At 45.4% G+C, this 15,565-nt stretch carries 16 protein-coding genes and 1 riboswitch; of the genes, 1 reads left to right on the plus strand and 15 read right to left on the minus strand.

Features of this window, described 5'->3' with window-relative positions; all coding sequences use genetic code 11:
- Positions 1-185 precede the first annotated feature (185 nt).
- Positions 186-686, plus strand: a complete 501-nt coding sequence (locus FS628_RS11685) for a C40 family peptidase (RefSeq protein ID WP_145322073.1) — start codon at positions 186-188, stop codon at positions 684-686.
- Between the two features lie 110 nt (positions 687-796).
- On the opposite strand, the gene FS628_RS11690 is transcribed toward FS628_RS11685, so the two are convergent.
- The 15 genes from FS628_RS11690 to FS628_RS11760 form a co-directional block, all read right to left on the minus strand.
- The gene (locus FS628_RS11690; protein WP_222125228.1) at positions 797-1,561 is read right to left on the minus strand and encodes a response regulator transcription factor; all 765 of its coding nucleotides are present in this window, start codon (positions 1,559-1,561) and stop codon (positions 797-799) included.
- A 57-nt stretch (positions 1,562-1,618) separates the two neighbouring features.
- Positions 1,619-2,668 carry a ThiF family adenylyltransferase gene (locus FS628_RS11695; RefSeq protein ID WP_145322077.1) on the minus strand — a complete coding sequence of 350 codons (1,050 nt, stop codon included), beginning with the start codon at positions 2,666-2,668 and terminating at the stop codon, positions 1,619-1,621.
- A complete protein-coding gene (locus FS628_RS11700) occupies positions 2,665-3,432 on the minus strand; it encodes a thiazole synthase (protein ID WP_145324102.1) in 768 nt (255 codons plus the stop codon). The genes FS628_RS11695 and FS628_RS11700 overlap by 4 nt, the downstream gene beginning before the upstream one ends.
- Before the next feature lie 2 nt (positions 3,433-3,434).
- A complete protein-coding gene (thiS, locus tag FS628_RS11705; protein ID WP_145322079.1) occupies positions 3,435-3,638 on the minus strand; it encodes a sulfur carrier protein ThiS in 204 nt (67 codons plus the stop codon).
- Positions 3,635-4,870 carry a glycine oxidase ThiO gene (gene thiO, locus FS628_RS11710; protein ID WP_186327798.1) on the minus strand — a complete coding sequence of 412 codons (1,236 nt, stop codon included), beginning with the start codon at positions 4,868-4,870 and terminating at the stop codon, positions 3,635-3,637. The genes thiS and thiO overlap by 4 nt, the downstream gene beginning before the upstream one ends.
- A 17-nt stretch (positions 4,871-4,887) precedes the next feature.
- The gene (locus FS628_RS11715; protein WP_145322083.1) at positions 4,888-5,583 is read right to left on the minus strand and encodes a thiamine phosphate synthase; all 696 of its coding nucleotides are present in this window, start codon (positions 5,581-5,583) and stop codon (positions 4,888-4,890) included.
- 193 nt (positions 5,584-5,776) lie between these two features.
- Positions 5,777-5,886: riboswitch (TPP riboswitch) on the minus strand.
- A 75-nt stretch (positions 5,887-5,961) separates the two neighbouring features.
- Positions 5,962-7,512 carry an ABC-F family ATP-binding cassette domain-containing protein gene (locus FS628_RS11720; RefSeq protein WP_036613631.1) on the minus strand — a complete coding sequence of 517 codons (1,551 nt, stop codon included), beginning with the start codon at positions 7,510-7,512 and terminating at the stop codon, positions 5,962-5,964.
- A 138-nt stretch (positions 7,513-7,650) separates the two neighbouring features.
- On the minus strand, positions 7,651-8,634 hold the full coding sequence (locus tag FS628_RS11725; protein WP_145322086.1) for a hypothetical protein: 984 nt from the start codon (positions 8,632-8,634) through the stop codon (positions 7,651-7,653).
- A complete protein-coding gene (locus FS628_RS11730; RefSeq protein ID WP_145322088.1) occupies positions 8,621-9,172 on the minus strand; it encodes a hypothetical protein in 552 nt (183 codons plus the stop codon). Before FS628_RS11730 ends, FS628_RS11725 begins: the two co-directional genes overlap by 14 nt.
- The gene (locus FS628_RS11735) at positions 9,169-9,567 is read right to left on the minus strand and encodes a hypothetical protein (RefSeq protein WP_145322090.1); all 399 of its coding nucleotides are present in this window, start codon (positions 9,565-9,567) and stop codon (positions 9,169-9,171) included. The genes FS628_RS11730 and FS628_RS11735 overlap by 4 nt, the downstream gene beginning before the upstream one ends.
- Positions 9,568-9,583: 16 nt before the next feature.
- Complete coding sequence (locus FS628_RS11740; protein ID WP_062834890.1) at positions 9,584-10,069, minus strand: hypothetical protein; 486 nt, start codon at positions 10,067-10,069, stop codon at positions 9,584-9,586.
- A gap of 61 nt (positions 10,070-10,130) precedes the next feature.
- Entirely contained in the window at positions 10,131-12,197 is a 2,067-nt protein-coding gene (locus FS628_RS11745; protein ID WP_145322092.1) for a hypothetical protein, read from the minus strand.
- Entirely contained in the window at positions 12,187-14,013 is a 1,827-nt protein-coding gene (locus FS628_RS11750; RefSeq protein WP_145322094.1) for an ATPase, T2SS/T4P/T4SS family, read from the minus strand. Before FS628_RS11750 ends, FS628_RS11745 begins: the two co-directional genes overlap by 11 nt.
- 7 nt (positions 14,014-14,020) lie before the next feature.
- Positions 14,021-14,851 carry a hypothetical protein gene (locus tag FS628_RS11755; protein WP_145322096.1) on the minus strand — a complete coding sequence of 277 codons (831 nt, stop codon included), beginning with the start codon at positions 14,849-14,851 and terminating at the stop codon, positions 14,021-14,023.
- Positions 14,848-15,561, minus strand: coding sequence for a hypothetical protein (locus FS628_RS11760; RefSeq protein ID WP_145322098.1), 714 nt, complete (start codon positions 15,559-15,561; stop codon positions 14,848-14,850). Before FS628_RS11760 ends, FS628_RS11755 begins: the two co-directional genes overlap by 4 nt.
- Positions 15,562-15,565: the final 4 nt, after the last annotated feature.

Genomic DNA, 15,565 nt, shown 5'->3' on the forward strand with positions numbered 1-15,565 from the left:
TTCATCAATTTGTGTCATTCGTCAATGATTAATTTTTTGACATTTTTAATTGTATTTTAATAAACATACCCAATCCACTGTGGCGCAAGGGATTACACTCCCCTATCCAATTTCTAGGCTGTTACAAAGCTGTTATACTCGCTCTAGCAACTTAACGAAAACGAATTTTGGAGGTACTAACTAACATGAAAACAAACATCTTTGTCCAAAAGGCCGTAACCGTCGGGTTGTGCGCTACACTAGGTTTTGGAGCTGTACTAATGACTAACGCACCTGTTGCACAGGCAGCAACTGCTTCTGTATCCACAGGTCAACAGATTGTTAACTATGGCAAAAAATTCACTGGAACTCCATATAAATTTGGTGCTTCAACTTCAACAACCAAGGTTTTTGACTGCTCTTCTTTTATGAAATATATTTTCAAAAAGTATGGTGTAGATTTGCCGCGCACTTCCGTGAAACAATCCAAAGAAGGTAAAGCTGTGTCTAAAGCTAATCTTCGTGTCGGAGATCTGGTGTTCTTCTCCAGTGGCAGCCGTTCCACAGGTTCCAATGTCACTCACGTAGGTGTTTATGCCGGGAACGGCAAGATTCTGCATACGTATGGATCACCAGGCGTAACCCTCTCGGATCTGAACTCAGGTACTTGGAAGAGAACATATGTTAAAGCTCGTCGTGTACTTTAGAAACTTATCATAGCTAATCAGTAAGGACCGGAGGTTTCTATCCGGTCTATTCTTTTTACCCTCATTTTGCCACACTCTAAACTGGTGATTCATGGAATTCGCTGTATAATCTAATTTTTGTCGTGAAGCATGTAACCAATCCCACGCACGGTATGAATCAGTTTCACACTTCTACCCTTGTCCACTTTAACTCTCAAATGTTTGATGTATACATCCACTACGTTAGTATCCATTGCATACTCGTAACCCCATACTTCCCGCAAGATATCACTTCGCGTACATGCTTCATTTACATGCAACGCCAAGAATTCGAGCAATTCATACTCTTTTGGCGTTAATGTTAAGTACTCCCCAGCACGATTTACCCTTCTTGAGCGCAAATTCACTTTAAGATCATGAACTACAATTACTTCTTCACCTTCTTGCTTTACATTCGCAAAAACACGCAATAAATTCCGTATTCGGGCCAGCATCACGTTTAAGTGAACAGGTTCCTCCATCACGTCGTTAGCTCCATAATCCAGCCATTCCACGATGAACTGAGGAGATACATTTGAAGTGATAACGAGTAGAGGTATAACCTGACCTTTATCTATCCACTGTTTCAGCTCTTCTTTCTTCTGTTGGCTCCGATAGCCCTGACCCTTTTCACTATCTACCAGGATGATCAGATTGATATGTAACAACGATGGCTCAACGGATTGGTTAAGTTCAGACCATTCCTTACGGTGTACCTCATACCCTTCGGAACATAGTACATCCTGAATAAGGTCAACCTGCTCTCCTGCTCCCATCAACAATATGGCTGTTTTCACTGTTCTCACCCGGCCTGTCTCTATCCTTCTGCTCGCAGCAAAGGTTGGTACAGTTATCATGCCGTAAAATGAAAAAGTCCATTCCCTCAAGGGAACAGACTTTGCTTCATTTTTGCCTCAACCAAAGTAGCGGTGAACGAGTGTACGAGCTTCAGCTGTATCTTTTGTTCCGTGAACAAGAACACGTCCATCCTGGAAAATGACCATTCTATGAGCTCCTGTTGTAAAAGAGACCAAAAAAGGATTGGATTCCACTTTTCCTTCTTTAAGCCTGTCCAGGCGATCCGCTGTATGTTGAAGATCCAGATTCATGCGCCGTGCAGGTCGGATCTGAACGGTATCCCTGCCACACAACACATCTGTTTTCTCCAGATTGGACGCAGAAAGATACGGATAGGTTGCCGAATCGCTGCAGGAAGGGCAGTCTTGCTTTTTCGCACCATCCACATTAATGGATATGTATTCGTTCCTCCACACGTCAAATGACAACAACTTGCGTCTCAGTGCACCCCGGTTGCCGCTAAGCAACTTCATCGCTTCTGCTGTCTGATTCGCCGTTACCATCTGTACCGCTTGAGGAATAATGCCAGACGTATCACAGGTATCTCCCCCAAGAGGGACTTCTCCCAGCAAACAGTTCAAACATGGCGTGTCTCCAGGCATAAACGTATAGGTAATGCCGTAACTGCCCACACATCCACCATATATCCAGGGAATACGGTATTTCTGTGCCATATCATTCATGAGTAGTCTGGTATCAAAATTATCCGTTGCATCCATGATCAAGTCTGCATGTTGAACGAGTTCTTCCAATTCATCTACTCTGACATCCAACACTTTGCCTTCCACATGAACGGTGGAATTAATGGCAGATAGACGTTTTTCCGCTGCCATCGCCTTCGGCATCCGCTCAATCGCGTCCTGTTCGACATATAATTGCTGACGTTGCAGGTTACTCCACTCCACATAATCACGATCCACGATCGTTATGTGCCCGATTCCTGAGCGAACTAACGTTTCAGCAATTCCTGTTCCGAGTGCGCCAGCGCCCACGATTAAAACTCTACTGTCGCTTAATTTGGCCTGGCCTTCCTTGCCTAGCGGCGCATAACGTTCCTGTCTGGAATACCGATCGGCCTGCTCGGGAGATGTTAATTGATCTGTCATGTATGAACCATTCCTTCCACCGGACTGCTGGCTGCTGCATAACGCTTCACGGGAATCATGCCTGCCTCATATGCGAGTCTACCTGCCTCTACCCCCATTCGCATCGCTTTAGCCATGCTCACCGGATCTCCTGATCCGGATACGGCTGTATTCAATAATACGCCATCGGCACCAAGTTCCATGGCATAAGCAGCATCTTTAGGAGAGCGCAACCCTGCGTCCACAATTACAGGTACATCGGCCTGCTCAATGATGATCTCAAGGTTATAGGGATTAATGATGCCTCTACCAGCTCCGATGGGAGAAGCGCCAGGCATTACAGCATGCACGCCAAGCAATTGCAGCCTTTTGGCCAGAATGACATCATCCGAAATATAAGGCAATACAGTGAAGCCCTTTTCAAGCAAAATTTCGCAAGCCTTGTACGTTTCAATCGGATCTGGGAGCAACGTCTTTCCATCTCCGATAACTTCGACTTTTATCATATCACAAAGTCCAGAAGCTCGTGCAAGCTCGGCAATTCGCACCGCCTCTTCCGCAGTGGAAGCTCCAGCTGTATTCGGCAGAAGAGTGTATTTATCGAGATCCAACGTATCCAGGAAATGCTTCTGGTTACGCTCCTCCAGATTCAGACGACGAACAGCAAAGGTTAGAATCTCCGTCTCAGATGCTTCCACAGCCTGGCTTTGCACTTCAAGATCAGAAAATTTGCCTGTTCCGAGCAACAATCTGGACTCAAACGTATATTTACCAATATTCAACATCATCAACCGCCTCCTACAAAATGTACAATCTCGATTCGATCGCCTTCTCTTAATGCCGTCGTTTCATGATACTCACGTGTTAAAATATGCCTATTCAGCTCAACAACTACAGTCTTGACTTGCAGATCAAAAGATTTAAGCAGTTTGTCCACACGATTCAATCCGTCTTCAATCTCCATCCGTTGACCGTTTACTATGATGTTCACTGCACCACTCCCTTTCTGTTCAATCGCTCAGGACTCAGCTCCTCGATCCCGAGTTCTTCTGAGCTATTGCCCTCAAGCAATTCAGCCATTAGTCTGCCTGTTATTGCACTGAGCAAAATACCATTGCGATAATGCCCAAAGGCGGCGAACAAACCGGGAACACTCTCGCAAGCACCTATATAAGGCAGTCCATCCGGAGTGGCTGGTCTCACGCCTGCCCATGCTCGCAAAAATCGAGCTTCTTTCAGTCCAGGTACCCAATAGGTAGCTGCTGTTAGCAGCTTCTGTACACTCTGGACTGAAACGTTCAGATCCGTTCTGCCAGGCAGACTGGTTGCCCCAAGCCAAACTTCTCCATTGGCTTTCGGAACAATATAGATGTCTTCGGCATACACCGTTCTGTCAGGTCTGTACCCTGCATGTTCAGCTGAGAACTGAACGGCGGCTATTTCTCCTTTTACCGACCACACAGGCAAGCTCAGATTTACATGTCTCATTAATTCTTCACTCTGTAATCCAGCCGCTATAATGACATGTTTGCATGTCATCTCACCGATCGATGTGGTGATCCCCTGTACACCATGTTCGTTTGCTTGCACGTGTATATCCTTTATCCCTTCCATCACCCGTGCTCCCATTGCTTGAGCTGATGCGGCGTATGCCTTTGTTAGATGGACAGGAAGAATTTCACTCTCGCAAGGCCTGCAGTAGGCTCCATACGTATCTCTATTAAGCCATGATGCCTCCTGTTGCACTGTGTAACGATCCCACCATACCTCATCAGCAGACAAAGCAGAACTTCGATTGTTCTTATAGCTGCTTACTTCACTGTATGAACGAAATGGGGTCAGGAATCCTTGGCGTTGCAGACCAACCTCTACCTCACTGAGGGTAGCCATTAGTACCGTTTGCTCATGAAGTAACTGCCTGCTCTGCCTGGCAAGCTTAGCCATCAAAGGATGAGCAAAATCTTCACTGTCTGCTGCCAGCATTCCAGCCGCGGCGCACGAAGTTCCTCCCGCGATTGCTGAACGCTCTACCAACAGTACATCTTGTCCACGAGAGGCAAGCTCATAAGCAATGGCACAACCAACGACGCCTCCACCTACAATAATGGTTTCGGCATGAATCTTATCCGGTCTATACGTAATACTTTTACTTGTTGATTCCGGTTCGGACTTCAGTTGATGACTGAACTGATTTCTGTTCTGACCCGTTATGTTCTCTTTCATCATCTCATCTCCTTGATTCAGCGCCGCAGACTTTCTGTATTAACGATAGCCTGTCTTAATGATGCAGCAGCTCGATCCGGTGAATCGTTCCCCCATAAGTACGAGATCACGGCAACTCCTTGTGCTCCCGTTGAGCGGATCGCGCGAATGTTCGCCGGTTCAATGCCCCCAATCGCAATGACAGGAACGGAGACACCAGAGCACACTTCAGCAAGAGCATGCAATCCTCTTGGGTCAAGGTCAGGCTTACTATTGGTTGCATAGACATGCCCGAAGAAAAGGTAATCGGCTCCCCGTTCTTCAGCGATTTTTGCCTCATCGATTGAATGAACAGATACACCCAGACGAAGTCGCTGCATATTGTTTATGACAGAAGTGTTGTACCTAGGCATAGCCTCTTGCCCCCAGTGCACACCGCCATAGATGTCATTCTGTGGGAACAGCTCTGAACCATTGATAACGATGCGGCAAGATGGAACTCCAACACCACGCAAACTTTCAGCCCAACCGATTTTTTCTTGCCATGTGAGTTGTTTCTCTCGTATGTGAATATAGTCCACCCACGGCCAGACCTCCTTTGCTGCTTTCACAAAAGAGGCTTGATCTCCAGCCCCCGTAGATACAACATGCAGTTCAAATGATCCGTGTACATGTTCATGAGAAATTACCGTGCCGTTCATCTCCTTCCATGCGTGAATGCTATGAAAATACAAAAAAAGCCACTCCCGTAGGGGAGTGGCTGCGTATTAATGATTGGAGCAGATGACTGACTGATGCATACAGTTCATTTCGTACAAAACAGCTATGGAACTTATACCCATAACTTATACAAGGAACTGCATGTTTCAATTCGCTAAGCAGACAGTTGAAATTCCTTCGAATTTCCGTTTGCTCAGGTCATTTACTGAAACGCGCGCGCCACTTCCCTACGCTGGTATGATCCAGATCAGGTGCAAAGGGTCCAGAATCGCATTCTTCCATCTCAGCCGCATCGTGCGGCCCCCCTAGTGTTCATATGAAGTTGTAGTTTATGTTACCATAGACGGTTTTTTTTGTCACCGTTCAATTCTATTAAACGTTCCCTGAATCGTCTAGTTCTTCTCAGACCATTCTTCGACATTCCATGTTTTGGTAACCCAACCCTCATAGAAATCAGGTTCATGAGATACCAACAACACTGTTCCCTTGAATTCTTGCAAGGCACGCTGCAACTCGGCTTTTGCTGTGACATCCAGATGGTTCGTCGGCTCATCGAACAGAATCCAGTTGCTCTCACGCATCAAGAGCTTGCACAAACGAACCTTGGCTTGTTCTCCACCACTCAGCATGTTAAGAGGACGGGTAATATGCTCATTTTTTAATCCACAGCGAGCGAGATGCCCCCGGACTTCATTCTGTGTCAAATGTGAGAACTCATTCCAGACATCCTCAATCGGTGTGATATTCCCAGCACGAACTTCCTGCTCAAAATAGGCCGTTTCAAGATAATCTCCCAAAAAGGTCTTTCCACTGAGTGGAGATATTTTCCCCAGAATGGTTTTCAGCAGTGTCGATTTACCCACACCATTACAGCCTACGATGGCAATTTTTTCACCGCGTTCTATCGTCATCGTCATTTTAGGAAGCAAAGGATACGTGTATCCAATTTCAAAATCAATACCCTCAAAGACCGTTTTGCTGCTCGCTCGGGCATCCTTGAATTTGAACGTTGGTTTGGCCGCTTCATCTGGACGATCAATACGTTCAATCCTGTCCAACTGCTTCTCCCGGCTCTTCGCTCGACCTGAGGTGGAAGCACGTGCTTTGTTCCGCTGAATGAAATCTTCCTGCTTCTTAATGTATTCTTGCTGCTTCTCGTAAGCATCAATATGTTGGGCTTTATTCATATCCGCCATCTCCAGGAACTTGTTATAGTTCGCTGCATATCGCGTTAATTTGGCAAATTCCAAATGATAAATGACATTCACGACTTCATTCATGAATTCCGTATCATGGGAGATTAGAAGAAAAGCGTGCGGGTAGTCCTTCAGGTATCGTGACAGCCATTCAATGTGCTCTACATCGAGATAGTTGGTCGGCTCATCCAGCAAAAGAGCTGTAGGTTTCTCAAGCAGAAGCTTGGCAAGAAGCACCTTGGTACGTTGTCCACCACTTAGAGCAGCAACATCCCGATCAAGACCAATTGCGGACAAACCAAGACCATTGGCCATCTCTTCCACTTTTACGTCAATCAGGTAGAAGTCGCCCTGCTCCAATTGTTCCTGAATATCGCCCATCTCTTCGAGCAACTGCTCCAGCTTATCTGGGTCTGCATCTGCCATCTGGTCCGTAATATTCATCATTTCTTTTTCCAATTCAAGTAACGGAAGAAATGCATCCTTAAGCACGTCACGAATGGTTTTGCCTGGCGTAAGCTTCGTGTGCTGATCCAAATATCCATAACGGACCTTAGGTGTCCATTCCACTTTTCCACTGTCTTTAAGCAATTTACCTGTAAGAATGTTCATTAGTGTGGATTTACCCACGCCATTGGCACCAACAAGTCCTACGCGCTCTCCGGCGAGTAAGCGAAACGATACATTTTTAAATAACGTGCGATCTCCAAAATTGTGACTCACGTTCTCTACTGACAATAAACTCATAAGATGAGGTTGCTCCTATCTATTAGACATTACTTTTGATATTGTTCCGAAACCCTATTCTAGCACAGGTCCCTTCTTTTCTGAAAGTAATGTAAACAGTTCAGGAACCTCTTCCATGATTTTGTCATGCAGGCTCTTCTAACGATTAGAGCAGTTATACTCAAAATAGCCTTGCGCAGCTGCTTGTTTTGCATCTGTGAACACTTCTTCGGCACGGTAACCATTACCACATGTGGAGGGGTAATAGTACTTGATACCCGTTGAAGGATCTACCCCACCTACGATGGCCGTTTTCTTCACAAGTCTGCCTCCACCAATCGCATAATTGTTGATCTTCTGATCCCCCACGGCTATTCCCTGGATAAAAGCCATAATCCCTGTATCATTAATGGAGTTATACCAATCCTCCTGTGAAATCAGTGGTATCGTAAACGTATAGGAAATACCGTTCTTTCTGGCAAACTCATTGTGACGGTTCATCACATCAGCCAGATCATCCTGCACAGTGGTTACAATTCTGGTTCGTCTAACTTGCTCAAATACATCAGCATCCTGAAGCAAAGAAATCTGAGTGCTAGAAGCCAGTTCTTTTTGAAATCCCTCTATCCATTTTCCTGCACTTGCATCGTAGGCATATACGTAGTCGTCCAGTGTGAAGTTAATACTGCTACCGTTTGAATCTGAATATGTATAAGGTTTCTTGGGACTCCATACTTGCTGAAAAGAATCTTCGCGGTTACCTGTCATCTCTATTTCTGTGGAAAACATATAATAGCCGTCGTAATCCAGGATAACCAAGGCCGGAATGTAATTAAACATACTTCGAATGGCTGCGGGATCATCCTGAATGCCCATATTTAAAGCCATCGTCTGAGTAAATGTTAACAAAGCAAGCTCTTTGTCCGCTTTAACAAACTTGGTTGAATCATAACCCGCTTCATCATTTTGCTTCTCATTCTGATGCATCACTGCACCTGCATCCATGACTGCGGTTTGAAGTGCAGATCTGTATCGATGACCCAGATACTGGGCCTCTTCAGCATCCTGGGTATGGAGTGAGATGATCCAGAAGAGCGGGAAGAAGATCAGCACGAATACAATAGATAGTTCAGTAATCTTCATTAAGGACCATACCTCCGTATGTTACAAATACAGCTGAAGCCTGAGCTGTACCACTCAACCATTCACGAATGAGCATGGAAGGTGTACGATTTGTATTTTGGAGCGTCACGGTGAAAAAATCTCCTGTCGTCACCATATATCTTCGGCCAGGGTCATCAAGCGGTATCACACCTGAGGACGGGAATAGCCTTTCCCGAATCTGAGATGAATAATATCCATCCTGTACAACCTCGTATGTCCCGGTAAAACTGTTATTGTCCATCGGGTCTGTATAATGAGGTACATATTTTTTATGCAAGTGTTCCATCGACACCTCATACACATTGCCCGTCTGGGCCAATTGCTCCTCAAACTCAGACAACATCCGAGGTGAAATGTACCCTTTCGTTCGGACAGCATCAACAAAACGTGTTACATTCTGAACAGCCGTCATACGTGCTATATCATCCTGCCGATCAGCAGTTTCAGCAGCTGGATACACATAGAGCAGAAGGACTGCGAGTAACACGGCAAGCAGCTTGGATGCGGCATTAATCAATTCATACTCGCCTCCTTCCAAAAAACAATTTTCAGCAGTTCTCCAGTTTCACTTCGTATAAACTCAGGTCTGTAGGTAGCATCGAGCTGGACAGGAATAGTCGCTGCTTTGTTGACAAGCGGATCGATCACATACGAAGTCCCATCTACCTCCACAGGAATGCCAGTGCCTGTCATCTGCCTCACGGTATGCAATACTTCCGCACCCTTATACTGATTCGGATTAGTGGTATGCAGTGTTGTTATCAGCCGACCTTCCATACCTGTTGTTGTCTGTACTCTGTCGTTCAAAGCCGCTGATAAAATCGTAACATTCTGTTGCCCGTACAGGCAGGCTGTCACAAACAGGACAACCGCCGTACAAAACAACATGAGATGTTGGGTATTCTGGGACATGTTAAACCAACTCCTGTCAGGATTGCTGGAAGATCAGCCCTCTTACCACGTTAGATCGGTCTTTTACGATAATCGCTTTGAATTTACCACTTGGATTGACATATTGATTGTCTTTTTCACTCATGGTCTGGTTAATAATCCCCACTTTATCGTCAGGTGCAATAACCGAGCCATAGTCCGCATTATTGAGATCCTGTGAAATGTTCAGTTGGTTGCCGTACCATTGACCCGCTTTATTTTTACCCGTAATTACTTGGATACCGAACTGATCCTTGTCCGCGTATTTACGCAGCGCATTGGTTACCTGTGATCCACTGATGGTTGTTCCGTCATATACCGTAAATGCCGCCTGGGACAACTCGGTTTGAATATCAGCAAAATTATTCTGGGCCGTCTTGGTTGCCTCCTGAGCCGAAATAAACAACAGAACTACAATTGTGATCAAAGCGATCGTCAAAAATATCCCTGCTGCCACCTTTAAAGCGCTTGATGCATTGTTCATGTTAAATCCTCCTAAGTTATAAGTTATTAATATATTTCAGACTTCACACAGAGGGACTGTGCTACAGTTTCTGAATTTGTTCATAATAAATGTTCATTTGCAAGAAGCTCATACCCACCAATGGAATGACCAGATACAAGAAGATAAGGGCATACATAGGTGTAAATCCGATGGTTCTCCCCCATGATGCTTTTACATCAATCATTTTGCTGTACTCCTGCTTGCGCTGTTCAAAATAGAAGGCCATCATGCTCTCAAGATCATCGAAGGCTTCACGTATTGAGATTTTGCCAAGGGCAAGCTGCAATTTATCAACCAGTCGCTGGAACTCGGGCAAGCCCGCCTCTTCTTTTAATTGTTCAAGTGCATGCTCTGGCCCATGTTCAAAATGCAACAAACATTTTTGCAGCGGACGCTTGAAAATGACGGCAAATCGATTAAGCCATTCCAATATCTCCTCGACTGACATTCGGTCCATCTCACGCAAAATGGAAATCACTGTCTGGAATTGATAGATTTCATGTCGCATATCCATACTCCGCATCTTCCGCTGAAATAACATGAGCCATACGGGAATGTAGTACCCTGCTATACCCATGAGAATGGCTATAATCATTTCCCACCAGCGTACATATTGCTTGTTATACACCTCAAGTTTCTGCATAATGCGCGCGATCGTCTCAGTCTGTGTATCGTGATCCAACTGAACGGGAGATAACTGCTGTAACGCTTTGGAGATGTCTTCGTATGTAGCCCCCCGGTTCATTTCTACACTTTCCAGCACGGATTGATCCAACGCTGTTTTTTCCTCAGCCTTCCTGAGATCCGCCTCAGCCATTGCGCCAAACATGCGGTCATCCCTTATCGGATCATACAAGATGTGATTACGTTCAACCTGGTGCAACAACAAGATGCAACCCATCGTAAGGACCAAACAACCTGCGAATAACATCACTCGACGAATGGCGAGCCATTCGTATTTTAACTCCGAACTACTCTCCCTCATCAGGCGTATCGTTTGGCTGTACTGTGTACTGCCAGGTTTTGCTGCAAACAACATTGCCAATTTCCGTATGAAAGTTTGCTTGTACAGAAGCTGGTCCAACCATGAATGCTTATGCCCTGAACGGTAACGGGTCTCATCGTATTGCTGGAGCCTTTGCAGAAGCAAATAGGCAAGAATGATGATGACATAGATCGATATTTTGGTGACAAAACCGATTTTGCTGCGATAAAATTCATCCATCGTTGGAAAACTGACTCTGGCCCAACGTTCGATTGGAGCCGTGAACAATACAGGGGCGAGCGCGATGATGTTGAGCCCTTTGAGCAAATAATCTAATTTATCACGCCGCAAAATCTCCAAATGAATCTCCTGAGTCAGGTTACCCAGTCCTTTAAGATAGATAGAACCTTGTGCCCTATCCTTATCTCCGAACTCCATGACCATATAGGAAATGCCTGCGAATCCTTTGAGAAAACGGTTGGGAGCTACTTCATAATAACGCTCAAGGGCTTCATTCGGATCTGGAGAAGTTAGAGCTTCGTAGATCAGTCTGACCTGTTCAGCCGCTTCTCCTGTACCTGCTTCAGCAGCTTCATAGAGCGCTTCCTCAACCATGCCATGCTGATGATACCGATGCCTTACATCTGCAAACAGGTCCAACATCTGCACCAGCAACCTCTTCTCCATTCGACTGAGGCACATATCCAACACTAGACTGTTTAGCACCACAGCACAGAGGACGGACAATATTACAAAAGCGATACCCGGCTGCAGTAGAAACAGAATGACACTTATGCCTCCATAGCCTCCCAGAATAATCAGAACCACTGTCATCGTCATTCTTCGAAGAGACGGCTCATCCCCCACGTGACGGAATGAAATATGCTTCTGCACTTGTAGAATATAGGATGATAGCAGTGGGACTTTCATTCCAAGGCGGTAAGACTGCAACAAGAGTGATCCCAGTCCTTTGAATCCCTTCCCGCTGGGCGTAAGAATAAGGCCGGACTGACTTGTTGAGCCACCTCCTCTGCGACGTAGCAAGCTTAAAACCAAGAGCGTGATCAGCAACCCTCCTGCACAAATACTTAATACGAGGAGCAGAGTCCATTTAATGGTCATGCTGATCACCCCAATGTTGCTCCATAAAATGTTCAAACTTCTCGGCATCCTGCAATGTCATCTGTTCTCGCATGTCGATTATGCTACCCGAAGAGATTGGAGCTGTCGCGACATACGATCCATCTCTGTACTCCACAACATTACGAAACGCAAAACCTGCCCTCTCTTCCACGCTGTCACCTTGATTCGCACGAGGAAGACATTCCGTAATACGTTCAATATATCTTCGTCCCTCAGCATCTTTCTTCATATGAACATCGAAATTAATGACACTCACAACCTGCTCCTCAGCAATATGTTCATGTTGGAACATGCCTGTTTTGAGCAAGGAATTACGGAGGGAGAAGACCAGATCACGAAAAGTTTTTGCATGGTGTGTAAACAGGGTGAACAGACTGGCAACCTGGGACATTTGAATCATCCATGCAGCCACTTCATCACTCGCAACCTCACCGAGAATATTTACAGTACCATCCGTTTTTTTCTGCAAATCAAGTCCTTGTTGACCTGAGATATGTTCGGTCTCTCGGAAACTCAAAATATTACGTCGGCTGTAGATCCGTCTTAATTGAAGTTCGAACGCCATCTCCTGAACCCGAAGGGTATACGATGCATAGATGTGTTTGACCATAGCCATAAGCAACGTTGTTTTACCAGACCCCTGTGCCCCGGTTACAGCTGTAATCCGGCTTCCTTTCATCAGATATTGAAGCAATGTAATTGGCAGATCTGCGTTGTTACCCGTAATCAGTTGTTCAAGTGAAGCATTCGGAATATCGAATTTCCGGACGAAGAATGCCCATGATTCTGCAAAAGGAGGACGAACCACTACGACACGTGAGCCATCTTTCATCTCGTTCACCTTGTACCCACTCGCTTCCGACAACTGTCCCGGATAATTGTATTTGTATATGTTCTGGCATACACGTTTCAGTTCACGAATGCTGCCGAATGACAGAAAGGACAGATGGATAGACTTACCTTTATAGAAAATCCAGACACTTTCCATCCCACTCAGCGGTTCTTCATGTGCATCATCCTCGAGCCCTTGATCCAACAAATCATTCCATGTTGCCGGTTTTTGAAGTCCCAAATTATGAACAGTGTCCAGCATACCGCTGACACCACCGCTAACGCCGTCAATACGTTGGTCCCTTATCTCATCAACAACCGAGAACCCTTTATAGTGCTGGTAGATACGTTGCACGATGATATCCGTCTTTTCTCTGAATCCAAGCTCTCGATATTCGCACTCGAACACATACTGAATGTCCTCTTCAGAAATATAATAACTCCCTCCATCCTCCGAACCTTCCTCCATTCTCAGCCTGCCAAGATCGTAGGTATCAATCATTCGGGAAAGAGCATCCACACCGAATTGCTGTCGGTACAGATAGAACACAATTTCGAATCGGTCCTGGATCGTCAACAAATCAGGTTCAGCGAACAAAATAACTTCATCTACATTCGATTTGTTCAGACCTATGCTTCGGACCAACAGATCTCCTATCAGGTTTTTGACATATGTTTTATCGCTGATACTGCCTGAGACACAGCCTTTCAGGGCTTTTCTCATCTCGGCACGTTGATTGATTCTACGACGATATTCTTCTTCGTGCAGACCTGCATCCGCGAGCTGACTATGACTAAGCTCATGAAGTGAGTTCTTCACCTTCTCAATCAACATGTCAATCGTGAACGATTCCTGTTCGGGAACACGAGCATTTTTTTCACGAAGAAACGTTCTATACTTAAACCAGATGTATGTTAAGCATAGAATCAAAATTAAACTTATCCATAGGGTATTCCAGATCATCGGAGGTTCAGGCTCCCCTTTCCAGCCTCTTCAGAACCGTGCGCATACCTGCGCCGTCCATAATCAGGCGAGCGAGTTCGCTCATGCTTGCAGCAAAGCTCCCTTTGCGAGTATCCTTATTTTCACTTAAACTCTCCAATTGCAAGTACTTAGCAACATCTCGCCGATTCATTGCATCCAGATAGCCGGTTGTATACGGTATAGCAGATATCGTCCCCTTGTATTTGAATCGGCGTCGAATATTGGAAATGGTTGCACGTGAATGCGGATCGTATTTGTTAATTACAACATGTTTATTCTGATTGTTCATTCGTTCTGGCAGGATCTCTTCAAAGAACAACTCCAAATTTCGCATATTTTGATCAAGGTTTATTACAACATAGTCCGCCTGTTGCAGCATGAGCTGCGAATCCACACCGGATTGATCCGCATCCAGAAGAACCAGTTCATAGTATTCGTTAGCTACGTTCAATAACTTTTTCACAGTCTCACCATGTTCCTGCAGAGAGCATTCCATCTCATTCATTCTTCCAGTCAGGAAATCAAGCCTTTCCTTCAAAAGTGGCTTGGTATAATCCCTCAGATTGTGCTTGTTCAGACTTCCGCTCGAATGCAACCGTTCAATCGCATCCCAGCCGCCCTCTTCAAAGGAAAACATGGAATCTGCGGAATCCATCTCATTGGATGGCAGAGCAGCTTCTGTGCCAGTTCCCACAAGTCCAGCGTTAACAAGCAACACCCTTGTCCTATAGTGAAGTGCCATAGCATAGGCACTAATTAATGTGCTTGAAGTGCAACCTAATCCTGCAAAAGGGCTCCAAAAGGTAATGGTACTCATGCTCTCATCCTCTCTGCTTCTTTCATCGCCCGACGACTGCGAACACTTTCCCAACCTGTTAACTGCTCGACCACGCGACATAACGACTTTTTGTAATTTCGGGATAGAGGACCAAGAAGGACTCTGCGATGATGCTCATTCTCAAGCTTAACCGCCGCTGTTAACTCATCCCACGGAAGCACTAAAGATTCTCCTGTCCAACCAAACGGGCTACCTTCCAGATACGCCCACAGATAACGAGCTTCAAGCTTGCAGTCTACCCCATTGATCAAAATCCGCTGGAATGACAACTCAACAGGTAATGACTGTTCTTCAAGCAACCCTTTCAACCAGCCTTTGCCACGTTCCAGATTGTAACGCTCATAATCACTCACCCAGACTCTTACATCGGCGGTCAGCCAGAGATTGCGCGAAGCAAAGTGGGAGGTCTCTATGTCATATAACACATAGTCATAACTATCCAATTGCTCACCATTTACTTCAAGATGATTCTCTACTGCTGATGAAGTGACAAAATGACAAGCAATATCAAAACCTTCAAATTCCGTAATTCGCAAAGACTGCTGACTGTCACCCACGCCGTACCCATACTTCTGTTGTAAGGTTCCATCTACGAGTAAGACTCTGTTGCCTGTTGAAGCCAGTATCTTGCAAAGATACAGCATCAGATCATTCTTCTCACATAAACCTGCAAAGATCCATGTATGCATGTAT

Origin of the sequence: Paenibacillus xylanexedens, from assembly GCF_007676705.1 — a bacterium.
GTDB lineage: Bacteria > Bacillota > Bacilli > Paenibacillales > Paenibacillaceae > Paenibacillus > Paenibacillus xylanexedens_C.